The 22,768-nt window shown below is 53.9% G+C and carries 23 protein-coding genes, 1 tRNA gene, 1 pseudogene and 1 riboswitch; of the genes and pseudogenes, 12 read left to right on the forward strand and 13 right to left on the reverse strand.

The window, feature by feature from the left end; translation table 11 throughout:
• A pseudogene (locus J2T37_RS09655) lies at positions 1-77 on the forward strand (IS1595 family transposase); the annotation flags it as partial.
• 47 nt (positions 78-124) lie between these two features.
• On the opposite strand, the gene dksA reads toward J2T37_RS09655, so the two are convergent.
• From dksA to J2T37_RS09675, 4 genes are all read right to left on the reverse strand, one after another.
• Complete coding sequence (dksA, locus tag J2T37_RS09660; protein ID WP_253355412.1) at positions 125-541, reverse strand: RNA polymerase-binding protein DksA; 417 nt, start codon at positions 539-541, stop codon at positions 125-127.
• 175 nt (positions 542-716) lie between these two features.
• Positions 717-1,274 carry a YggT family protein gene (locus J2T37_RS09665; RefSeq protein ID WP_253355414.1) on the reverse strand — a complete coding sequence of 186 codons (558 nt, stop codon included), beginning with the start codon at positions 1,272-1,274 and terminating at the stop codon, positions 717-719.
• A gap of 2 nt (positions 1,275-1,276) precedes the next feature.
• Complete coding sequence (proC, locus tag J2T37_RS09670) at positions 1,277-2,074, reverse strand: pyrroline-5-carboxylate reductase (protein ID WP_253355416.1); 798 nt, start codon at positions 2,072-2,074, stop codon at positions 1,277-1,279.
• Between the two features lie 82 nt (positions 2,075-2,156).
• Positions 2,157-2,858 (reverse strand): YggS family pyridoxal phosphate-dependent enzyme, encoded by a 702-nt coding sequence (locus tag J2T37_RS09675; protein WP_253355418.1) that lies wholly within the window; start codon positions 2,856-2,858, stop codon positions 2,157-2,159.
• Positions 2,859-2,951: 93 nt separating this feature from the next.
• Here J2T37_RS09675 and J2T37_RS09680 point away from each other — a divergent pair, with 93 nt between their 5' ends.
• The 4 genes from J2T37_RS09680 to J2T37_RS09695 all read left to right on the forward strand — a co-directional run bounded on the left by J2T37_RS09680 (position 2,952) and on the right by J2T37_RS09695 (position 8,588).
• Positions 2,952-3,998, forward strand: a complete 1,047-nt coding sequence (locus tag J2T37_RS09680; protein WP_253355421.1) for a type IV pilus twitching motility protein PilT — start codon at positions 2,952-2,954, stop codon at positions 3,996-3,998.
• Positions 3,999-4,108: 110 nt separating this feature from the next.
• Entirely contained in the window at positions 4,109-5,344 is a 1,236-nt protein-coding gene (locus tag J2T37_RS09685) for a PilT/PilU family type 4a pilus ATPase (protein WP_253355423.1), read from the forward strand.
• A 130-nt stretch (positions 5,345-5,474) separates the two neighbouring features.
• The gene (yccS, locus tag J2T37_RS09690) at positions 5,475-7,631 is read left to right on the forward strand and encodes a YccS family putative transporter (protein WP_253355425.1); all 2,157 of its coding nucleotides are present in this window, start codon (positions 5,475-5,477) and stop codon (positions 7,629-7,631) included.
• 66 nt (positions 7,632-7,697) lie between these two features.
• On the forward strand, positions 7,698-8,588 hold the full coding sequence (locus J2T37_RS09695; RefSeq protein ID WP_253355427.1) for an ABC transporter ATP-binding protein: 891 nt from the start codon (positions 7,698-7,700) through the stop codon (positions 8,586-8,588).
• Between the two features lie 66 nt (positions 8,589-8,654).
• On the opposite strand, the gene J2T37_RS09700 is transcribed toward J2T37_RS09695, so the two are convergent.
• Entirely contained in the window at positions 8,655-9,539 is an 885-nt protein-coding gene (locus tag J2T37_RS09700) for a DegV family protein (protein WP_253355429.1), read from the reverse strand.
• 226 nt (positions 9,540-9,765) lie between these two features.
• Here J2T37_RS09700 and J2T37_RS09705 point away from each other — a divergent pair, with 226 nt between their 5' ends.
• Positions 9,766-10,251 (forward strand): dihydrofolate reductase, encoded by a 486-nt coding sequence (locus J2T37_RS09705; RefSeq protein ID WP_253355431.1) that lies wholly within the window; start codon positions 9,766-9,768, stop codon positions 10,249-10,251.
• A 440-nt stretch (positions 10,252-10,691) separates the two neighbouring features.
• The gene (locus tag J2T37_RS09710) at positions 10,692-11,255 is read left to right on the forward strand and encodes a porin family protein (protein WP_253355433.1); all 564 of its coding nucleotides are present in this window, start codon (positions 10,692-10,694) and stop codon (positions 11,253-11,255) included.
• A 388-nt stretch (positions 11,256-11,643) separates the two neighbouring features.
• Here J2T37_RS09710 and mnmE read toward each other — a convergent pair whose 3' ends face one another.
• Together mnmE and J2T37_RS09720 are read right to left on the reverse strand one after the other, a co-directional pair.
• A complete protein-coding gene (mnmE, locus tag J2T37_RS09715) occupies positions 11,644-13,008 on the reverse strand; it encodes a tRNA uridine-5-carboxymethylaminomethyl(34) synthesis GTPase MnmE (RefSeq protein WP_253355435.1) in 1,365 nt (454 codons plus the stop codon).
• Positions 13,009-13,115: 107 nt separating this feature from the next.
• Positions 13,116-13,397 carry a hypothetical protein gene (locus J2T37_RS09720; RefSeq protein ID WP_253355437.1) on the reverse strand — a complete coding sequence of 94 codons (282 nt, stop codon included), beginning with the start codon at positions 13,395-13,397 and terminating at the stop codon, positions 13,116-13,118.
• A 294-nt stretch (positions 13,398-13,691) separates the two neighbouring features.
• Here J2T37_RS09720 and J2T37_RS09725 point away from each other — a divergent pair, with 294 nt between their 5' ends.
• From J2T37_RS09725 to J2T37_RS09735, 3 genes are read left to right on the forward strand one after another with little or no spacing between them, the layout of a single operon-like run.
• A complete protein-coding gene (locus tag J2T37_RS09725) occupies positions 13,692-14,117 on the forward strand; it encodes a CopD family protein (RefSeq protein ID WP_253355439.1) in 426 nt (141 codons plus the stop codon).
• A 12-nt stretch (positions 14,118-14,129) separates the two neighbouring features.
• Entirely contained in the window at positions 14,130-14,603 is a 474-nt protein-coding gene (locus J2T37_RS09730) for a CYTH domain-containing protein (RefSeq protein WP_253355441.1), read from the forward strand.
• Positions 14,600-15,370: a hypothetical protein gene (locus tag J2T37_RS09735; protein WP_253355443.1), complete on the forward strand. Its 771-nt coding sequence runs from the start codon at positions 14,600-14,602 to the stop codon at positions 15,368-15,370. Before J2T37_RS09730 ends, J2T37_RS09735 begins: the two co-directional genes overlap by 4 nt.
• Before the next feature lie 61 nt (positions 15,371-15,431).
• Here the strand turns inward: J2T37_RS09735 and J2T37_RS09740 are convergent, their stop codons facing one another.
• The 4 genes from J2T37_RS09740 to J2T37_RS09755 all read right to left on the reverse strand — a co-directional run bounded on the left by J2T37_RS09740 (position 15,432) and on the right by J2T37_RS09755 (position 20,439).
• Positions 15,432-16,970 (reverse strand): DHA2 family efflux MFS transporter permease subunit, encoded by a 1,539-nt coding sequence (locus J2T37_RS09740; RefSeq protein WP_253355473.1) that lies wholly within the window; start codon positions 16,968-16,970, stop codon positions 15,432-15,434.
• 66 nt (positions 16,971-17,036) lie between these two features.
• Positions 17,037-18,245, reverse strand: a complete 1,209-nt coding sequence (locus tag J2T37_RS09745; protein ID WP_437179473.1) for an HlyD family secretion protein — start codon at positions 18,243-18,245, stop codon at positions 17,037-17,039.
• Positions 18,246-18,513: 268 nt separating this feature from the next.
• Complete coding sequence (locus J2T37_RS09750; protein ID WP_253355447.1) at positions 18,514-19,908, reverse strand: efflux transporter outer membrane subunit; 1,395 nt, start codon at positions 19,906-19,908, stop codon at positions 18,514-18,516.
• A 36-nt stretch (positions 19,909-19,944) separates the two neighbouring features.
• Positions 19,945-20,439, reverse strand: a complete 495-nt coding sequence (locus tag J2T37_RS09755) for a MarR family winged helix-turn-helix transcriptional regulator (protein ID WP_253355449.1) — start codon at positions 20,437-20,439, stop codon at positions 19,945-19,947.
• A 354-nt stretch (positions 20,440-20,793) separates the two neighbouring features.
• Positions 20,794-20,838, forward strand: a riboswitch (PreQ1 riboswitch).
• A gap of 2 nt (positions 20,839-20,840) precedes the next feature.
• Here J2T37_RS09755 and queF point away from each other — a divergent pair.
• A complete protein-coding gene (queF, locus tag J2T37_RS09760; protein ID WP_253355452.1) occupies positions 20,841-21,314 on the forward strand; it encodes a preQ(1) synthase in 474 nt (157 codons plus the stop codon).
• A 97-nt stretch (positions 21,315-21,411) separates the two neighbouring features.
• A complete protein-coding gene (locus tag J2T37_RS09765) occupies positions 21,412-22,098 on the forward strand; it encodes a 7-cyano-7-deazaguanine/7-aminomethyl-7-deazaguanine transporter (RefSeq protein ID WP_253355454.1) in 687 nt (228 codons plus the stop codon).
• Between the two features lie 134 nt (positions 22,099-22,232).
• Here J2T37_RS09765 and J2T37_RS09770 read toward each other — a convergent pair.
• Both J2T37_RS09770 and J2T37_RS09775 read right to left on the reverse strand, forming a co-directional pair.
• Positions 22,233-22,307: transfer RNA gene (locus J2T37_RS09770), tRNA-Arg, on the reverse strand.
• Between the two features lie 10 nt (positions 22,308-22,317).
• Positions 22,318-22,767 carry a DUF441 domain-containing protein gene (locus J2T37_RS09775; protein WP_253355456.1) on the reverse strand — a complete coding sequence of 150 codons (450 nt, stop codon included), beginning with the start codon at positions 22,765-22,767 and terminating at the stop codon, positions 22,318-22,320.
• Between the last annotated feature and the right edge of the window lies 1 nt (position 22,768).

Below are 22,768 nucleotides of genomic sequence, written 5' to 3' on the forward strand. Positions count from 1 at the left end.
AATGGCGTTTTAACAACAGTGAAATAAAATCTCAAATTTCTATTTTGAAACAGTTAGTAAAAGGTAATTTGCTCTAATTATCTAGTACAGCCCCATGTTTTATATCGCTTTATAGCAACTATACTCAATCAGCAAATTGCTTTTTCATCCGTTCGCGACGTTCTTGCGCTTCTACGGATAAGGTTGCGGTCGGTCGAGCCAACAGGCGTTTCAGGCCGATGGGCTCGCCGGTATCGGTACAGAAGCCGTAATCGCCTTCGTCGATACTGCGGATGGTGGCTTGCACTTTAGTCAACAGCTTGCGCTCGCGATCGCGGGTACGCAGCTCTAATGCGTATTCTTCTTCTTGAGTGGCGCGGTCGGCAGGATCGGGGGCGGATTCATGCTCTTTCAGATGGCCGGTGGTGGCGTTGGCGTTTTCGATTAAATCGTCCTGCATTTTAACCAGCAGCGCACGGAAAAACGCCAGTTGGTCGGCATTCATGTAATCGTCCTCAGGGCCGTTCCAATTCAAAATGTCTTGTTCGGTCAGCTTAGCCATAATAATTTCTTTCGCTCCGGTTTGTTGGAAATAAATGCTGCACATTGGCCTTTATTATTGATTTCTCAAGAACTACCTTCTTTGAGAAGGCCGAATCATACCATGTTTTTACGGCGCTTCTATATTTTCATGACCGATTTGCACTTATTTGCATTTGCACACCCTAAGCATACGGCTATTGCAACAACCACAAATTCAAACTGACGGTTAACTGCGGCAACACCCGACCGAGCCAAAACCACAATATCAGAACCAAGACGCTGCCGGAGAAATCGTAGCGCCCAATACGCAGGAAAGCAAAAGGCTTTAATAAAGGTTCAAAAATCCGCTGTAAGGCATAAGCCAACGGCGAGAAAGGTGCGCTAAAACTGGCAAACATCCGCACCAGCAGCCCAAGAAACAAGACATAAGCCGCTGACTTCAATACGCCTAATAAGGCAAATATCATGTTGGCCGCAATGATTTTGCCGCCCAAGCCTTGCGGCAGTGCCAAAAACGCCATCAAGCTGAATACAATGTAATACAGCAGCAAAGCGGCCAAAATGCATGCCCAATCCCACCGCCCTTTAGCTGGGGTGATTTTATGCAGCGGGCGAACCAGCCAATTTGTGGCGCGGGTGCAAAATACCAATAACGGATGACGGCTGTCCAAACCTGCCCACGGCAACAGGCAGCGGGTCAGGCATAAGATGGATAGGCCGTCTGAAAATAACAATAACAAATCGCCGCGCATATTCAGACGGCCTCAAACTGCTGCGCCAATTCCTGCGAACGCGCAACGCAGGCTTCCACGCCCGCGCCGACAGCCTTGGCCACTTGGCGTTTTTTGAACACCTCAATCGCTTCGTAAGTCGTGCCGCCTTTGGAAGTGACGTTTTGCTGCAATACGCCGAAATCCTCGCCGCTCTGCTCGGCCAACGCCACCGCGCCTTTAAACGTGGCCAAACTCAACTGCCGCGCTTGCGCTTCGTCAAAGCCCTGTGCTTGGGCGGCGGCTTTTAAGGCGTTTAAGAGATAAAACACATAGGCCGGGCCGCTGCCGCTGATGCCGGTAATGGCATGCATTTGCGCTTCATCGTCCAGCCAAACCGTATCGCCGACCGCACGCATAATTTGGTCGGCAGTGTGTTTATCCTCTGCACTAACCGGCTTATCGGCATACATACCGGATACGCCCAAACCGACTTTGGCGGGCGTGTTCGGCATAATCCGTACCACGCGTGGCGAGCCGCCGATATACTGGCTGATGGTCGCCACGCTCAAACCGGCGGCAATCGACAACACCAGTGCGCCGTTTACCTGCAAACCGCGACACGCGGCCTGCATGTCTTGCGGTTTCACTGCCAATATCAAAACATCCTTATCCGTCAGCGGCGGCAGCGTTTCATAAGTTGCCGCACCCAATTCGTTTTGCAAACGCTCGCGTTGCGCCGCGCTGCGGTCGGCCATATGAATCTGATAACCGCCTTGTTTCACCAAACCGCCTGCGATGGCGGTAGCCATATTGCCGCCACCAAGAAAATAGACTTTCATTGCTCTTTCCTTAAAGATAAAACCGTTTATATAGGCCGTCTGAAAAAACATATATTTTCAGACGGCCTTTGCTTTCTATTATTTATGATTGGTGCGCATAATCGCGTTTGCCGAAAATCGCGCTGCCTACGCGCACATGCGTTGCGCCGCATTCGATGGCAATCTCCATATCGGCGGTCATGCCCATCGACAGCACATCGGCAGGGACACCGGCGGCATTCAAATCCGCCAGCAGCGTCTGCATTTTGCCGAACTGCCACCGCAATTCGTCTTCCGCCACATCCGCCTCGGCCACGCACATCAAACCGCGCACCTGAATCTGCGGCAGTTTCGCCACTTCTTGCGCCAGCGCCACAGCCTCATCCGGCGATACGCCGTGTTTGGCCGCTTCGCCGGATACGTTCACCTCGATACACACCTGCAACGGCGGCATTTCAGACGGCCTTTGCGCGCTAATCCGCTGCGTGGTTTTCAAACGGCTGACGGTATGCAGCCAGTGGGCGCGTTCGGCGACAAATTTGGTTTTATTGGATTGCACATCGCCAATCACATGCCACACAATATCCGGCAAATCCGCGAGCGTATCGGTTTTGTCGTACCACGCCTGAATGTAGTTTTCGCCGAAATCACGCTGCCCAGCGGCATACACCTTGCGAATGTCGTCCGCCGGAAAGGTCTTGCTGACCGCCACCAGTTTTACCGAACCGGCCTGCCGTCCGGCGCGCGCTTCAGCTTGGGCGATGTGGTCTAAAACGGCCTGATAATTCTGTTGCAATACCGACATGATGCTTTTCCTTATATAATGCCGATTGGCTGGCAATCTTGTTTTGCAAACTTGGCTGCCCCTATTCTAATCCAAATAAGCTAAGGCCACATTATGCAGATTACCGACTTACTCGCGTTCGGCGTGAAAAACAAAGCCTCCGACCTTCATTTAAGCCCTGAAATGTCTCCCATGATTCGCGTGCACGGCGACATCCGCCGCATTAATCTGCCGGAAATGAGCGCCGAAGACGTGGGCAATATGATTACTTCGGTCATGAACGACCACCAACGCAAAATCTACCAGCAGGATTTGGAAGTGGATTTTTCGTTTGAATTGCCCAACGTCGCCCGCTTCCGTGTCAACGCCTTCAATACCGAGCGCGGCCCGGCAGCGGTGTTCCGTACCATTCCCAGCACCGTCTTAACCCTCGACGAATTGCGTGCGCCGCGTATTTTCCAGCGCATTGCCGACAACCCGCGCGGCTTGGTACTGGTGACCGGCCCGACCGGTTCGGGCAAATCCACCACGCTGGCGGCGATGATTAACTACATCAACGACACCCAGCCTGTGCACATTCTGACCATCGAAGACCCGATTGAATTTGTCCACCAAAGCAAAAAAGCCCTAATTAACCAGCGCGAACTACACCAGCACACGCACAATTTCCACAACGCCCTGCGCTCCGCCCTGCGTGAAGACCCCGATGTCATTTTGGTGGGTGAGATGCGTGATCCGGAAACCATCCGCTTGGCTCTAACCGCCGCCGAAACCGGCCACTTGGTGTTTGCCACCCTGCACACCACCGGCGCGGCCAAAACCATCGACCGTATTGTCGATGTATTTCCGGCGGGAGAAAAAGAAGTGGTGCGTACCATGTTGTCCGAATCCCTGCGCGCGGTGATTTCGCAAACGCTGCTGAAAACCCGTGACGGCAATGGCCGCGTGGCGGCGCACGAAATTTTGATTTCCACGCCTGCCGTGCGCAATCTGATTCGGGAAAACAAAGTCGCCCAAATCACTTCCGCGCTGCAAACCGGCCAATCCTACGGCATGCAAACGCTCGACCAAGCCTTGCAAGCGCTGCTGCGCCAAGGCGTGATTAGTCCGGAAGCCGCCCGCAGCAAGGCGCAAAACAGCGATGTCATGATGACTTTATAATTTAGCCAACGCGTTCAGACGGCCTGTTGCCCATATTGGCCACAGGCCGTCTGAAAAGCACAAACCCTCCTACGCTTATTATTTTTACCTGATTGCCAACGAGTACTCCTATGAGCGATTCTTCTTCTCCCCTACATGACCTGCTGGCCGAAATGGTGCAGGCCTATTCGCAAAAAAACCAGCCGGTGCATATTCCGACACCCGCCGAAATCGGTACCCATCTTCATCCTTTATTGGACAAAATGTGTGTCGAAGCGGAAAACCGGGGCGCATCCGACATTTTCATCAGCGCCGGTTTCCCGCCGGCCATGCGCATCAGCGGCGCGTTGGCACCGGTGCCGCACAAAGCATTGAGCGGTGTGGAAACCGCCGAAATTGTCGAATCAACCATGAATCCGGAGCAGTTGGAAACCTTTAACCGTCAATGGGAATTAAACTACTCGGTGCAATCGCGCAGCAACACCCGCTACCGTGTCAACGCCTACCACGAGCAGGGGCGCGTCGGCATGGTGTTGCGCCGAATCAGCCAAGATATTCCCGATATTGACGAGCTGGGACTGCCTGAACAGCTGAAAAATCTGGCGCTGACTCCGCGTGGTTTGTTGATTTTGGCAGGGCCGACCGGTTCGGGCAAATCGACCACGATGGCGTCCATGCTCAATCACCGCAATCATAAGATGGCGGGGCACATCATCACCATCGAAGACCCGATTGAGTTTATCTACAAACCGCGCCGCTGCATTTTCACCCAGCGCGAAATCGGCATTGACTCGCCCGATTGGAAAACCGCCGTGCAAAACGCCATGCGCCAAGCGCCAGATGTGGTGTGTATCGGCGAGGTGCGCAGCGAAACCAGTATGGAATACGCTTTGCAGCTGGCGCAAACCGGCCACTTGTGCGTGTTTACCATCCACGCCAACAACGCCACCCAAGCCATCGAACGTATCATCAACCTGTATCCGGAAGACCGCCGCAAGCAGGTGTTGATTGATTTGGCATTGAACCTGACCGGCATTATCGGCCAGCGTTTGGCGGTGAAGAAAAACCGCACCCAGCGCACCGCCGTGGTCGATTTGCTGCTCAACACGCCCACCATGCAGGATTTGATTTTCAAAGGCGAGCTGATGGAAATCCGCAGCCTGATGAATCGCGCCGCCATCGACGGTATGCAAACCTTTGACCAGCATTTGTTTGATTTATACAGCAAAGGCTACATCGAATACGACGAAGCCCTGCGCCAGGCCGACTCCGCCAACGATTTGCGCCTGCGTATCCAGTTGCACGACGAAGGCAACCAAACCGACCGCCTCTACGACCGTATCAGCGATTTAAACCTGATGTCGTAAGCCGTTGTACTGCTTATTCGTGACACAAAAGGCCGTCTGAAAAACCCTCCTTGCAGGTGCGTTTTCAGACGGCCTTTTGGCGTAAATCCTGCTAAAATTCCCTTTATTCCGATACGTCTTCTCCGCCGTCATGAAAACACCGCCGATTAAACCGCTAATTATTGCCGCCCTGCCCGTCTTCGCCACAGTTTTTACCGCCGCCACGCTGGTTTGGCATTTCAACGTGCCCAAGCTGGCCATGCCGTTTGTGTTGGGGATTATCGCCGGCGGACTGGTGGATTTGGACAACCGCTTAACCGGCCGTCTGAAAAACATCATCATCACTGTAATCTTATTTACCGCCAGCTCGCTGATTACCCAATTCACGCTCGGCACGGGGCTGCCGTATATCGCGGCGATGACGGCGATGACATTTTTCATGACCCTGCTCGGCGCGGTCGGTCTGCGTTACCGCACCTTCGCCTTCGGCACGCTGGTGGTAGCGGTGTACACCTCGCTGACCTACACGCCGCAGACCTTCTGGCTGACCAATCCGCTGCTGATTTTGTGTGGAACGGTGTTGTACAGCGCCTATACTTTATTGTTCCACATTATTTTTCCCAACCGGCCGGTGCAAGACAGCGTGGCCTCGGCCTACGACGCGCTGGGCAATTATTTCGACGCCAAAGCCGATTTTTTCGACCCCGACGAAGCTGCTTGGCTGGGCAACCGCCAGATTGATTTGGCAATGAGCAACACCGACGTCATCAGCGCGTTCAACCAATGCCGCGCCGCGCTGTTTTACCGTATGCGCGGGCAACACCGCCATCCGCGCACGGTGCGCATGTTGCGCCTGTATTTTACCGCGCAGGATATTCACGAGCGTATCAGTTCGGCGCACGTCGATTACAGCGACTTGGCCGCCAAGCTGAAAAACACCGACCTGATTTTCCGTATCCACCGCCTGCTGTCCATGCAGGGGCAGACCTGCCGCAATGTCGCCGTGGCACTGCGCAACGGCAGCCCCTACAAATACAGCAAACGCCTCGGCCGCGCGATGGCGGGCTGCCGCGAATCGCTGGATATTTACGCCCAAAGCCATCCCGAGCGGCATTACGAAGTGCACATCCTGCGCCAACTGCTGAACAACCTTGGCAGCGTCGATCACCAGCTCAAAACGCTGGCCAACCAAGAAAGCCAAAACGAATTTGAAGACGTGTCCGACACCCGCATTGCCTTTGGTGATTCCGGCAATCTGAAAACCGTGTGGCAGACGGTGAAAAGCCAGCTCAATTTCGACTCGTCGGTATTCCGCCACGCCGTGCGCCTGTCGGTTGTGGTGGCGGCGGCCTGCACCATCGTGGAAATCCTCCATCTGAATTTGGGCTACTGGATTTTGCTGACCGCGCTGTTTGTGTGCCAGCCCAACTATTCCGCCACCAAAAACCGCGTTTACCAGCGTATCGGCGGCACAGTATTGGGCGTGGTGGTCGGCTCGTTAGTGCCGTATTTCACGCCCTCGGTGGAAACCAAATTATGGATTGTCATCGCCAGCACCACGTTGTTTTTCATGACGCGCTCGTATAAATACAGCTTTTCCACTTTTTTCATCACCATCCAGGCGCTGACCAGCTTTTCGCTGGCGGGGCTGGACGTGTACCACGCCATGCCCATCCGCGTGATTGACACCATCGTCGGTTCGGTGTTGGCGTGGGCGGCGGTGTCGTATTTGTGGCCGGACTGGAAATACCTCACCCTCGACCGAACCGCCGCCGCAGCGGTGGCGGGTAACGGCGCGTATCTGGCGGAAATTCTCGACCAGCTGCGCCACGGCAGTGCCGACGACGTGGAATACCGCACCGTGCGCCGCCAAGCGCACGAGCGCATTGCCGCCCTTTCCAGCACGCTCTCCGACATGAGCAGCGAGCCGGAAAAATACGGCAGCCAAATCAACGACGGCCTGACCCTGCTGCAAAACAGCTACGCGCTGACGGGCTATATTTCCGCACTCGGCGCCTACCGCAACCAGATGGCGCAGGATTGCGGCGACGCATTTGCCGAGGCGTTCAACAAAACCGCCGACCACATCGCCGCGCTGCTGCAACGGATGTCCGCCTTGAACGCCGCTGATTTTCAGACGGCCTCAGCGCAGATTTCAAGCGATTTGGAAACGCTGCGTGCGCAGATTCCCGACAACCGCCAGAGCAATGTGTTGTGGCAGCAGTTGAGCCTGATTGCCCGCCAGCTCGAGCCGTGTTACCGCGCGCTGGCCTTGTGCCACAATGGTGCGCAGCCGCAGGCCGTCTGAACCGCCATTTGTCTTGCCGCCCCTTGCGGCGATACAATGAATGCTTTCTTTTCGGATTGAAAAACCATGAACGCCGTTGAAATCCATCATGCCGTCAAAACCTATGCCAACGGCTTTACCGCGCTGAAAGACGTGTCTTTCAACGTAGCGCAAGGCGAATTTTTCGCCCTGCTCGGCCCCAACGGGGCAGGCAAAACCACGCTGATTTCCGCCATGGCCGGTTTGAGCCGCCTGACTTCGGGCAACATCAGCATTATGGGCAACGACGTGGTGCGCCAATCGCGTGCCTCGCGCATGAATTTGGGTGTCGTCCCGCAAGAATTGGTGTTTGACGCTTTCTTTACCGTGCGCGAAACGCTAAAGCTGCAATCGGGCTATTTCGGCTTGAATAAAAACGGCGCTTGGATAGACGAAATCATCGCCAATCTGGGGCTGGAAGACAAAGCCGACACCATTACGCGCAATTTGTCGGGCGGCATGAAACGGCGCGTGATGGTGGCGCAGGCGCTGGTGCACCGTCCGCCCGTGATTGTGCTCGATGAGCCCACCGCCGGTGTCGATGTCGAACTGCGCCAAAGCCTGTGGACTTTTATCGGCCGTCTGAACCAAGAAGGCCACACCATTATTTTGACCACGCACTATTTGGAAGAAGCGCAAAACCTGTGCAGCCGCATTGCCATGCTCAAACACGGCGAGCTGGTGGCGCTGGATTCGACCGAACATTTGCTGCACGCCGAAACCGGCCTACGCGTCGAGCTGCAACTGGCCGCGCCGCTGCCGTCTGAATTGGCGCAATGGCAAATCAGCCAGCGCGACGATACCGTCTTGCTCAAGCTGGAAAATTACACCCACCTGACACAAGTACTCGATACGCTGCAAGCGCGCGGCGTCGCCATCCGCCACATGGCGCTGCCGGAAACCGATTTGGAAGATGTTTTCGTGCGCCTGACGCAATAAACCGAAAGGCCGTCTGAAAACGATTATCGCGTTTCAGACGGCCTTTTCATGCAATACGCCAGAGCTTTAGGCTTTCAATTTTTCCACCAAACCGACACCCACGCCGCTGATACCGACATGCACCGCCACGGCCGCCGACACCGGCACGCCGTCGCCCAAACGCCAACCGGTTTGGCGGTGGACATAATTGGCAAACTGGTGATACAAATCATCGCTGCCGGTATAAATGCCCGCCAACACAAAATCATCGGGATTTTTGCCCGCCATCAGCTTCTGCATGTGCGCCAAAATACCGGCAAACATATCCTCATCGTTACCGGCCGTCTGAATATGCGCCAAACGGTCGGACGAAAAATCCAAGACGTTGCGCAAACCCAGCCAGTCGCTAAACGACGCGCCCAAGCGCGCCAGCGTACCGCCACGGTTTAACGCTTTGAGCGAAGACAGGCCGAACACGATGTGGCAGCGCGGTTTCAGGCGTTCCAAATAATCCACGGTTTCTTCCGGAGATTTGCCCTCGCCCAGCAAGCGCACCGCTTCCAACGTGAAAAAGCCTTCCGGCATGCAGCAAGAACCGGTATCGACCACGTGCACCGCCAGTTGCGGAATTTCCTCGGCCAACATGCGCACGGTCTGCGCCGTATCGCTCAGCTGATGGCTCAAGGTCGTGACAATCGCCTGATGATAGCCCTGGTTAACCAAATATAAAAACGTGCTGCGCAGATATTCCAGCGGCGGCGGCGTCGTTCCCACCACGTCACCCAAATGCGCCTGCCGCCAGCCGCAATAGACCGGATTATCGACTTCAAAGCCATCGGCTGCGGTATGATCGCCCATCGTGACACCCAGCGGCAGAATCTGCACCGGGCTGTCACGGTCGAGAATACCCGACAGCGAACTACTGGAGGTGGACAAAACCGCGCAGCGGTAAAGCGAATAAGAACCTGACATCACACTGACTCCCTTGAAATTGACGCCATAAATCTTACCGATAAATGGTAGATATTAATGATAAACGGCGAAAATCATCTTGTCTATCTCCTTTTGAGAATAAAAGCACTACTCGTGACATCGGGCTTTTTCGCCGCATATCTGCGCCGTTAGCCACCATCCGCCGCTTTTTCTGCCGATAATCGTTTACAATGACATATGTCCTTCTCCCGCTGAAAGAACCGCTATGCAAAAAATCACCCTGATTGCCGCCTGCGCCGCCAACCGCTGTATCGGCCACAACAACACCATGCCTTGGCATTTGCCCGAAGATTTCGCCTTTTTCAAAGCCTATACCCTCGGCAAACCTGTGGTCATGGGGCGTAAAACTTGGGAATCACTCCCCAAAAAACCGCTGCCCGGCCGTCAAAACATCGTTATCAGCCGTCAAACCGGCTATCAGGCGGAAGGTGCAGATGTTGTCGCCGATTTGCCTGCGGCACTGGCCTTATGCAGCAATGCCGAAGAAATCATCATCATGGGCGGTGCGCAAATCTATGCCCAAGCCCTGCCGCTGGCCACTGATTTGCGCCTGACCGAAGTCGGTTTAACGGTGGATGGCGACGCATTTTTCCCGGAATTTTCAGCGGCTCAATGGCAAGAAACTGCCCGCGAAGCCCATGTTTCTGCCAAAGGCATTGCCTACGCTTTCGTGCATTACCAACAGCGCTGATACCGGCCGAAACTGCTAACGCGCCATACCAAAGAGGCCGTCTGAAACGGATTATCCATTTCAGACGGCCTCTTTTGTTACCCATTTTTCCGTTTCCTTCCCAAAAAGATACATACACGAATGTAAATAAAAATATCTAGACTCTAAATTCTAATTTCCCCGCCGGATTCGATTTACCCGCCTTCATCTAAACCATAGGCATAAAATTTCCTAAATCTTTTCATTTATCTGCAATACAAGACCCTTTCGGTATCAACCGCCAACACAGCCGCCCACCGCCATTTTTGCAGGCATTACAAACGTAAGCCCCAGGCGAAAACGTGTAACGCCCGAGCAAAGGCGGTTGCAGCACCCCTGCCGTGCGCCGATACTGCACCCCATCAGGACAGCAACCTTGCTGCCCGCTTGTTCAAACAGGAGCGAACAAAATGAAAATGAGCATGAACAAAAACCTCGTATTGGCTGCTTTGTTGCTGGGTTCTACCGGTGCGTCGATGGCGGCCGGACTGAATACCAACGGCACCTTCACCGGCGCCGCCGTCGAACTGGGCGCGGGCGCGGCCAAAAGCGACATTAAAAATGCCGACTTGAGCGAAAAAACCAAAGCCGATGTGACCGTGCGCGGCAATTACAGCATGCAGTTTGGCGACAGCAACTGGATTGGCGGCGCGGAAGTAGCGGTCAAACCGCTACACCGCACCATCGCTTCCACCCAATTCGGCGATGTGAAACAGAAATACGATGTCGGCGTGTCCTACCTGCAAGGCTACCGTCTGACCAATGACGTGATGGCCTACGGCAAAGTCGGCTACCACTACGGCAAATTCGACGGCGCAGGCTTGGATGAGGGCATGAACGGCGTCGGCTACGGCCTCGGCGTAAAATACGCCGTGACCCCGAATGTCGAAGCCGGTTTGGAATGGGAGCAAACCCGTTACAAAAAAGACGATTTGAAAATCAACAACAACAGCTATATGGCAACCGTGGCGTACCGCTTTAAATAAGCGCACGATACCGCATTTACCGCCATTGGCTGGCACAAGGCCGTCTGAAAATCATGAATTTTTAGACGGCCTTGTTTTATCACTTATGCATAACTATAATGCGCGTGGGGCTGAAAACAGTAAAGCCCCATTGGCGTGGGGCTTTATTGCGAAACCAGCCCTAGAAAGGATGGTTTCAAGATGAAACAGACCACGTCGAAAGGCTGCTTCAGACTGAAACTCAGTACAGTCATTAAGGCTATCTTAATGCTTGTGCTGCTGTTCAGTCAATAGCATGCCGTTAAAATAAAACATCCGTTTTCCCGCCTGCCGTCAAAAAGCAGGCAGTTTTTTATCGGAAGGCCGTCTGAAAATTCATGGTTTTCAGACGGCCTTGTTTGCATGAGCCTTATTTCCCGATACAGAAGCGCGAAAAAATCACCCCCAGCAAATCATCGGCGGTAAATTCGCCGGTAATTTCGCTGCACGCCACTTGCGCCAGGCGCAGATGTTCGGCCAGCAGCTCGATTTGGTTGTTGCCGCACAATGCGGCGTGCTCCAATTCGGTTTGCGCAGCGGCCAGCGCGTTCAGGTGGCGGCGGCGGGCGAGGAACAGGCTTTCGCTTTCGCCCTGCCAGCCGATTTCGTTCAACAGCGCCTGCTTGAGCAAATCCAGCCCTGCGCCGGTTTTAGCCGACAGAGTAATCACGCTGTCCGCGCCCGACAAAGCAGCGCTGCCGTCTGCAACGGCTGCCGTTTCGCCGGTCAAATCAGCTTTGTTGCGGATTTCGATTTTTTTCAAACCTTCGGGCAAACTTTTAAGGATGGATTGCGTTTTCGCGTTCACGCCCTCGCGCGGGTCAATCAGAATCAGCGCGACATCGGCTTCTTGCACGGCTTTTTGGCTGCGCTGGATACCGATTTGCTCCACAACATCATCGGTGTCGCGCAAACCGGCGGTGTCGATGATGTGCACCGGTACGCCGTCGAGGGCAATCTGTTCGCGCACGGTGTCGCGGGTGGTGCCGGCGATGTCGGTGACAATCGCCACATCATCGCCCGCCAACGCATTGAGCAGGCTGGATTTGCCGACGTTGGGCGCACCGACCAAGACCACATTCATGCCTTCGCGCAAAATCGCGCCCTGCTCGGCACTGGCCAATACGGTTTTCAGACGGCCTTGCAAATCCGCCAACTTGCCGCGCGCGTCGGCGGCTTCGAGAAAATCAATGTCTTCTTCGGGAAAATCCAACGTCGCTTCCACCAACATGCGCAGGGTAATCAGGTCATCGACCAGCGCGTGAATGTGCTGCGAAAACGCGCCTTTGAGCGAACGCAAAGCCATACGCGCCGCCGATTTGCTGGAGGCGTCAATCAAATCGGCTACGCTCTCGGCCTGCGCCAAATCGAGTTTGTTGTTGAGAAAGGCGCGTTTGGTGAACTCGCCCGGCTCGGCCATGCGCGCGCCCAGTTGCAGGCAGCGCGCCAGCAGCATTTCCATCACCACCGGCCCACCGTGCCCCTGCAATTCGATCACGTCTTCGCCGGTAAAGCTGGCGGGAGCGGCAAAATACAACATTAAGCCGTTGTCGATGGGCTGGCTGTCGCCGTCAAAAAAATCGGTGTATAAAACGGTGCGCGGTTTGGGCGTTTTGCCGCCGCTGATTTGCTGCGCCAGCGGCAGCAAATCTTTGCCCGACAAGCGGATAACGCCGACGCCGCCGCGCCCGGGTGCGGTGGCGATGGCGGCGATGGTGGGGTTGGGTGCGTTCATATCAGCGTCGCTTTTCATCTTTATCACAAATCATAATAGGCCGATTATAGCAAAGGCCGTCTGAACAGATGGGATTCGTTCAGACGGCCTCGTGGCTTGAGCAGGGTTTAACGCTTTTTCTTCGCGCTGCTTTTGGCTTTTTTGTCTGCACCGGCCAGCCGCATGGCGACAAATTCGACCATCAGATCTTTTTTCGTCCAGAAAAACGTCTGCATTTTCTCTAAGGAGTAAATTTTACGCACCATCATCGGCAAGCCTGCGTGGATAATGGCGGCGATTTCGCCGTTGCGCCGCTCATCGTCCATCGCGGTTTTCAAGTCGGTTTTCTCGGCGGCCAAATAATCGTTGAGCTGTTTTTTCACGCCGCCGTTGATTTCAAATTGTTTCATTGTTTGTTGTTTCCGTTATCGGTTTGTCGGCACGGCCAAGCGGTATTTCAGACGGCCTTGCCTATATATCATTAATTTTAATTTCATTACGCATAGTTCATTATCATATTATCTTAGCAAATTTACCGCCTGCCGAGAATATGAATCCTGCAAATATGGGTGTAAATAGCCTTTTACGCTTGAGCCGCATAAATTTGTTTCATCGCAAGCCGTCTGAAATAAAATGCCGCCGCATTGGTTTTCAGACGGCATTTGCCGCTACAATAACGCATTCGTTTTTGAGGCCGTCTAGAAATGTATCTCTGGTTTAAACTGTTGCACATTTTCTTTATGATTTCTTGGTTTGCGGGGCTGTTTTACCTGCCGCGCATTTATGTCAACCTCGTGCAAATCAACCCGCAAAGCGAGCCGGTGGAATATGCGCGGCTCTTGGGCATGGCCGAACGCCTGTATAAATTCATGTCGCCCATCGGCTGGCTGGCGGTGATTTTCGGCGTGGCAATTCCGTTTGTGACCGGCTGGTGGGGACAAGGCTGGGTGCATGTCAAAGTGTTGCTGGCCGTCTTTTTAATCGGCTACCAGCACATCTGCCGCGCCCACCTGCGCCGCTTTGCGCAACATGCCTGCCGCCACAGCCACAAATGGTACCGCGTGTTTAACGAAATGCCCGTTTTCTTTATGCTTGCCGCCCTGTATCTGGTGGTATTCAAACCCTTCTGAGAGGCCGTCTGAATGTCTGTTGAAATCGAACGCCGCTTTTTATTGCAAAACGACGCCTGGCGCGCCGCCGCTTCCGCGCCGAAAACGCTGCGCCAAGGCTATTTGAGCGTGGAAAAAGAGCGCACCATCCGCGTGCGCATTGTCGGCGACAAAGCCTGGCTGACGCTCAAAGGCTATATTTCCGATGTGTCACGCAGCGAATTTGAATACGAAATTCCGCTGGCCGACGCCGAAACCATGATGGCGACGATGTGTCCGTTTAAAATGGAAAAATACCGCTATCTGGTGGATTATCAAGGTTTCCGGTTTGAAATCGACGAATATTTCGGCGACAACGCGCCCTTGGTGGTAGCCGAACTGGAATTGCCGTCTGAAGACACCCCGTTTCCCCGCCCCGACTGGCTGGGCGAAGAGATTACCTCGGAAGGCCGCTTTACCAACGCCTATCTGAGCAAACACCCGTATTCGACCTGGGATAAAGCGTGAAGCGCTGGCTTGTGTACTGGCTGGCGGCCGCCATCGTCCCCGCCTTTGCTGCCGACTTGAGCGTCAGCCGCCAATCTTTTCCGTTGGGCGCAACGGATACGGTGGAGATCGTGCGCTACTGCGCCGCCGAACCTGATGATGTGCTGTTGTTTCATCCGCATGAAAACGAAACCACGGCCAAAAAAGTGGGCTTGGCGGTATTGGCGCAACGCGGACGCGGCTGCCTGCTCTCCATCGAGCAGCGCGGGCGGCGGCGCATTGCGTTCCATTCAGACGGCCTATCCGTAGAATTTGACCCCAACCGCATTTATACCGAGCAAGGGCGGCGTGCCACCTTATCCGAACACGGCCGCGATACCGAGGAAACCGCCGCCGTTACCGCCGCTTTTGCCGACGAGCTGCTGCAACGCTACCTGAATCCGGCGCACGCCGTCATCGCGCTGCACAACAACACCAACGGCGCCACCGACATCGAGAGCTATTATTTCGGCGATTTGGCGGGCGCAAACGCGCCGGTATCCATCCACCCGCAAAACGACGAAGACGATTATGTTTACGTCCTCGATAGCGCCGCTTTTGATTTTTTCCGCGAACAAGGTTTCAATGTGGTGCAGCAAACCGGCAGCGTACCCGATGATGGTTCGTTATCGGTCTATGCGGCGCAAAACCACCGCCGCTATCTCAATATCGAAGCCGAATACGGCCATAAAACGGAGCAGCAGGCCATGCTGGAAGCGGCTTACCGCTATTTAGAGAACCAACATTAGATGAAAATAAGCCAAGGCCGTCTGAAAAATTTTTCAGACGGCCTTGGCTTATCCGCATGATTTAATGTCCGCCGGAATGTCCGCCGCCAAAAGGCGGTTTGGCAAACCACACCACCACAATCATCAGCAAAAACAGCATGCTGCCCGCCCAAAAAATCTCGTTCGATCCGATGATAAAGCCCTGCTGCGTAATCGTGCGCACCATGCTGCCGACGACCTGTTCGCGCCCCATGTCCTGCTGCGCCATTTGGCTGAGCGCTTCCTGAAACTGCGCGGAATACGGCGTGAAATGCTCCGTCAGGCGGGTATGGTGCAACGCCTCGCGCCGCTCCCACATCATGCTGACAATAGACACGCCGACCCCGCCCATAAACACGCGCAAAAAATTCGACAGGCTGCTGGCCTCGGCAATCTGCGAACCTTTCATCTGCGACAGCGTAATTGTTGTCAGCGGCATAAAAAACATCGCCACGCCCAAGCCCGGCCAGAATTGCGGCCAAATCACATTGGCAATGTCCATGTCGGCGTAAAAATCCGTGCGCCAATGGAAGGCGAAAGCAAACACCAAGAAACTGGCCGTAACCAGCAGGCGCATGTCGATGCGGTGGCCGAATTTACCAATCACCGGCGACAACACAATCGGCAGCAAGCCCACCGGCGCGGCGGCAATCCCCGCCCAAGTCGCGGTATAGCCCAAATCCGACTGCAATACCAGCGGCAGCAGCGTCAACGTGCCCATATACACCATAAAGCCGAGCGAAATAGTCAACACGCCGATGGTGAAATTGCGGTTTTTAAACAAGGACAAATCCACCACCGGATAAGGTTCGTCCAACTCCCAAATCACAAAATAGGTCAGACAGACCAGCGCCGTTACGCCCAAGACCATGATTTCGGTCGAAGCAAACCAATCCAGCTCTTTGCCCCTGTCCAACATCATCTGCAACGCGCCCACGCCGAGTGCCATCAATATCAGGCCGACATAATCGACCGGCGTTTTCACAATGTCCGTTTCCCGCTTGCCCAGCTGCCAGCGGGCAACCAAGGCGGAAACAATGCCGATGGGGATGTTGATAAAGAAAATCCAGCCCCAATGCCAGTTGTCCGAAATCCAGCCACCCAAAATCGGCCCCAACACCGGCGCAACCACTACCGTCATTGCCCACAAAGCCAGCGCCAACGTCCGCTTTTCCGGCGGATACGAAGCCATCAGCAGGCTTTGCGACAAGGGAATCAGCGGCCCGGCAATCAAGCCCTGCAAGACGCGGAATGTTACCAGCAGGGTCAGGTTCGGTGCCAAGCCGCACAGCCACGACATCAGCACAAAACCCAATACCGCATAGACAAATAATCTGACTTCGCCGAAGCGTTTGGCTAAAAAACCCGTCAGCGGAATGGAAATCGCATTGGCCACTGAAAACGAGGTAATGACCCATGTGCCCTGCGTGGTGGCCGCGCCCAGATCACCGGCAATCACCGGCACGGCGACATTGGCGATGGTGGAGTCCAACACTTCCATAAAAACGGCCAAACTCAGCGCCAGCGTGACCCAAACCAGCCGCAAGCCTTGCAAGGGGGGAGGGGATGATTCATGATGTATTTGCGTTCTTGATAATCAAAAATTCAGACGGCCTCGTGCACCCGCAGAGGCCGTCTGAAAACGGAATTACTTCGCGTATTTGTTAAAAATCTGCTCGATAAGCGCATCGGCGGCCGTCCAATCCACGCTGTCGGCCTCGGGCTGCACCGTATTGCTGCCGACAGCCGCCGTCATGCTTTTGCCACTACCGGCTGAAGCCACATCAACTTTAACCGACATCGACAAACCGACCCGAAGCGGATTGGCTTTCAATTCGGCAGCATCCAAGCTGATACGCACCGGCACGCGCTGCACGACTTTAATCCAGTTACCCGTGGCATTTTGCGCCGGCAACAGTGAAAACGCGCTGCCCGTACCGGCCGACAAACCCAGCACTTTGCCGTGGTACACCACCTTATCGCCGTACAAATCCGCCGTCATGCTAACCGTTTGGCCGATTTTCATTTTGCGCAGCTGCGATTCTTTAAAGTTGGCGCCCACCCACAAATTATTCAGCGGCACCACCGCCATCAGCGGCGTACCCTGCGCCACGCGTTGGCCGACCTGCACGCTGCGTTTGGCTACCTGCCCGCCCATCGGCGAACGGATTTGCGTGCGCTGCAAATTCAGCCAGGCATCTTTGATGTGGCTGACGGCCGTCTGAACCGTTGGCTGCTGGCGCAAGGGAATATTGTTACCCAACGCCGCCTGCGCTGAAGTCTCTTCCGCCTCAACCGCTTTCAACGCCGCCTGCGCCTGCACCACGGCTGCGCGCGCATGGCTCAATTCTTCGCCGGATACCGCGTCAGTACCGGCCAAGGATTCGCGGCGGCGCAAATCCGCCTGCGCCCGTGCCAAATCCGCCTTGCGCAGCAAGACCTGCGCTTTGGCCTGACTGCTTTGCGCGGTTTGCTGTTTGTTTTGGCGGATGGCCTGAATCAGCTCGTTTTGCGCACGGTCATACGCCAGCTGGAAATCGCTGTCGTCCAAAGCCACCAGCACATCGCCTTTTTTCACCACATCGGTATCGTCCACCATGACTTTGCGCACCGTACCCGACACTTGCGGCGTAATCTGCACCAAATGCCCGGCAACATACGCATCTTCGGTTTCTTCCGAATGCTGCCACAACAAAAAATAAGCCAGCGCCAAGCCCAACGCCACCACGATAAACAGCAGCGTTGCCACCGTCAGATTGCGTTTGCGGCGCTTGGGTGCGCCCGAAACCGCCCGCGCTTTTACCGGTCGGCTCGGTTCGTGACCGCCCTCTTGCGCTTTATCCTGCTTGTTATCCATCATCATCCCCATAAGCCGCCCTGCGGCGCTATACATATCCTGTTTATCGGCTCGGAAAACCATGCGGCATGCCGTCTGAAACGGTATCCGGGCGGCTTGATATGCCGCCGTTTCTGATTGTTTATCCCTGTCGGATATGTCAAAACGAATGCCGCATTCTATAACCGCTCCTGTACTCAAGCAAGTAACTGTCGGCGGCCGCATGATATGCCGCCGGCAAAAATTCAGACGGCCTGTCGATATGACAGGCCGTCTGAAAAAGAAAGCGTTAAATTTTAAAACCGCCGCCCAACTGGGCATGCAGATTGCTCCAAGCCGTCAGCAGCTCTGCCTGCTGCACCACTGCCTGCATATGCAGCTGCAAGGCTTCGTCTTGCTTTTGCAAAACCGGCAGGCCGTTGTCCAAACCTGATTTCATTCTGTTTCGCGCCGTTTGAACCGACTTATCCGCAGTGGCCAGCATGTTTTCCCACACCGGCTGCTTCGCCAGCGCCGCCTGATAATCGGCCACCGCATCCGCCGCCGAACGCATGGCGTTCAACACCGTTTGGTCGTAAACGGCCACTTGCTCGTTATATTCCGAACGCTTACCGGCCAGCTTCGACTGCAACGCGCCGGAAGTAAAAATCGGCAGGTGCAAAGCGGGCAAGACGCCCAGCATACCGGAAGTGCGCCCGTGTATCACATCAAAAGCATCAATATGCGACAATCCGGCCAATACTTTCAATTCGATGTTGGGATAAAACTCGGCTTCAGTTGCTTTAACCGTATGCATTTTGGCTTCCAGCAAAGCCTTTTGCGCGGCAATGTCCGGCCGTGCTGCCAATAAGTCCGCATAAATTTTATCGGTTGCCAACGCGGGCGGAGAAACCGCTTTCTCCAGCGCTTGCAAGCCCAAGCTGTCGGGCGCAGAACCTGTTAGAGCGGAAAGGCTGTTGCGTACTTTAGCCGTTTGCTGGGTCAGCGTGAGTTGTTCTAATGCCAAGCGCTGCTGCGACAATTCTATCGGGTATAAAGCTTCGGGCGGCAGCAGTTGCGCCGAAATGCGGCGCTGGACAAGCTGATGGCTCTGCTCGGCCAACTGGATACGCTGCACCAGCAAATCCTGCTGCGCAGCTAACGACTGCCACACAAAATATTGCGCCGCTACCGCATTAGCCAACTGAAGGCGCACCTGCTCGGCTTCATAAGCCACCGCTTGGCGCTGACCTAAAACGGCGGCGATTTGCTGGCGGTTTTTACCCCAAAAATCGAATGACCAACTGCCTTGCAGGGCGACATTGGCCACTACCAGCGTATTGTCCGTATCCAGATTGGCCGAACTCGGCTTCGGCGCGGTATAAACGCCCACGCCTCGCGCAGACAGCCCGACTTGCGTGCGCGAAGCGGCCGAAGTTACGCCCAACTGCGCCTGAGCCTGCTCAAACCGTGCCTGCACCGCACGCAAATCCGGCGCGTTTTGCAAGGCGCGGGCAATCAGACCGTTTAAAGTTTTATCATGCAGCTGCCGCCACCATTTGTCTTGCGCCAACTGGCTGCGGCTTTCGGGCAATCGGTAGGATACCGGCTCGGCTAAAGGCGGCTGGGCGCCGAAACGGGCGCAGGCGGCCAACAATAATGCAGCGGCCACGGAAACATACCGGCTGCCCGAATAAAACTTCATAAAAACTCCGTCTGTCTGCCGACACCCGTTTTCTGTTTAACCGCCCAAACGCTTGAGCAGTTTGCCCAACAGGTATTGTAGCTGTTCGTAATCATCACCGGTGAAGTCTTCCCATACATCGCTGCTCTGCGTAGAGATTTGCGGCCAGACGTTTTGGATAAAGGCTTCACCCTCGGGCGTTAATTTTAGCACAATCTGGCGGCGGTCCTGTTGGTTGATGTGACGCTCAACCCAGCCGTGCGCCACCATTTCATCGGAAAGACGGGTTGCGCTGGTACGGGTCAAATCCATCAAATCGCTCAGGCGTGAGGGCAGGATTTCGCTATTCGGGCTGACATACAGCACCATCATGGCAAACCACAGGTTTTCATTGATACCAAACGATTTCAGGCTTTCATTGAGGTGGCTGCTCAAGCGCTCGGTAACAATCCGCAACAGGCGGCTGACTTGGGTTTGCTGCTCGGAAAACTCGGGAAGGCGTCCGGACAGCAGGTGCAGGGCATTGACTAATTCGGCTTGTGAAAAACTCATAATATCTTCTCTTTATTAGATAGAAAGCGATTTTCCATACATCCATGTATATAAATGATGGCAAATCTGGCTGCTTCAATATACTGCCGCCATACTAATCTAGATGACTATTTTTCTAAGTGAAAATCTGATAATCGGTTAGCTTGCTTTATAAACGGGTTGCATTTTGCATAACTGTTTGCCATCATTTTGATATGCCGTCTGAAAAATGACATAAAATAAGCAGTTGACACTAGCAGCCGGATAATGCGCCTTTACCCCTGATTTTCCGAATTATCCGCCCACCGTACCCTTGCGCGCTTGCGCATTGCGGCGAATTGTTCACACCTTGCGCATGGTTTGTATTAAAATGCGCGGTTCGTGGTTCGAAAACCTCCCACATTAAAAAACTAAGGAAACTCATGTCCCGCAATTCTCAAGAGCTCGAAGGCATTACGCTTTTGGGCAATCAAAACACGCAATATAAAAGCGAATATGCGCCGGAAGTATTGGAAGCGTTTGACAACAAACATCCCAGCAACGACTATTTCGTCAAATTCATCTGCCCCGAATTTACCAGCCTGTGCCCGATGACCGGTCAGCCCGACTTTGCCACCATCTACATCCGCTACATTCCCGATGTCAAAATGGTGGAGAGCAAATCGCTGAAACTGTATCTGTTCAGCTTCCGCAACCACGGCGATTTTCATGAAGATTGTGTCAACATTATCATGAAAGACCTGATTGCGCTAATGAATCCTAAATATATTGAAGTATATGGTAATTTTACACCACGTGGCGGCATTGCCATCCATCCGTTTGCCAACTACGGCAAAGCAGGTACAGAGTTTGAAAGCCTCGCCCGCAAGCGTCTGTTTGAACACGATATGCAGTAAACGCATATCCTGTCTCTTTACCTATTTCCCTCTATTTTTTCAGACGGCCTTTTTTCATACTAAGGCCGTCTGAACGCTGCTTTAAGAAAGTCTTTTCATGTATCGTTTTACCCCAAGCCAGCAAAAGCAAGCCCTGTTTTGGCTGGTGCTGTTTCACATCGTTATCATTGCCGCCAGCAATTATCTGGTGCAGTTTCCCTTCCAAATTCTCGGCATCAACACCACTTGGGGCGCTTTTACCTTTCCGTTTGTCTTTTTGGCAACGGATTTGACCGTGCGCATTTTCGGCTCCCATTTGGCGCGCCGGATTATTTTTTGGGTAATGTTCCCCGCTCTGGCACTATCGTATGTATTCTCCGTATTGTTCAGCAACGGCAGTTGGACGGGCTTCGCCTCGCTCACCGAATTTAATACGGTAGTCGGCCGCATTGCCTTAGCCAGTTTCGCCGCCTATGCATTGGGTCAGATTTTGGATATTTTCGTGTTCAACAAATTACGCCGTCTGAAATCTTGGTGGATTGCGCCGACCGCTTCTACATTCTTCGGCAATGCGCTGGATACGCTGATGTTTTTCGGTATCGCCTTTTATGCCGGTAGCGACGAATTTATGGCGGCACACTGGCCGGAAATCGCCTTTGTCGATTATCTGTTCAAACTCGCCATCTGCACCCTTTTCTTCCTGCCTGCCTATGGTGTTTTGCTCAATCTATTAACTAAAAAACTCACCTCAATCGAACAGCGGGAACAAAACGGCAACCCCGCATTATCGGTGCAAAAATCCTAAATATAGTCGTTTCAATTTAGATTGAGACAAGGCAGCAAGGCGCAGCAACGCTGTATCAAACTAACGTGGAACGACTATAAAAATAAAGACAAGGCCGTCTGAAACAAATGTTTCAGACGGCCTTGTCTTTATTTTGGCCTCGCCAACAGGAATCGAACCTGTATTTTACGCTTAGGAGGCATACGTTCTATCCGTTGAACTATGGCGAGAAAGTAAAAATCAAACCGCTTTGCCGACAAACAGCGACAGCAGTCCCGCCGCAATCAGCGGGTCGACGGGAATGCCGCCGAAGAAAGCCACGCCGATAATCGTCCCCAGCAGCAAACCGGTGACCAAAATCGGCTGCGTACTCATCAACGGCACGCCGCGCCCGGCCACCCAGGCGACAAAAATGCCAATCAAAATCGCCGCCAGCATTTTGAAATTGATAAACGCGCTTAAATTCGGAATCTGGATTTTGCCGGAAACCAGCGGGCTTAATACGCCGATGGTCAGAAAAATAATCCCCACCGTCAAACCGTATTTTTCCGCCAACGGAATGTATTTGACCAAAGCAGTCTGCTGCATCAGCAGCAATACAATGGCGGAAATGGTAATCGAACTATTGTTGCTCAATACACCGAGCAAAATCAGGCAGACGAGAAACAGCGGCACAAAGCTGAAATTCATG

The organism is Neisseria perflava (assembly GCF_024170405.1).
In the GTDB taxonomy this organism is placed as follows: domain Bacteria; phylum Pseudomonadota; class Gammaproteobacteria; order Burkholderiales; family Neisseriaceae; genus Neisseria; species Neisseria perflava_B.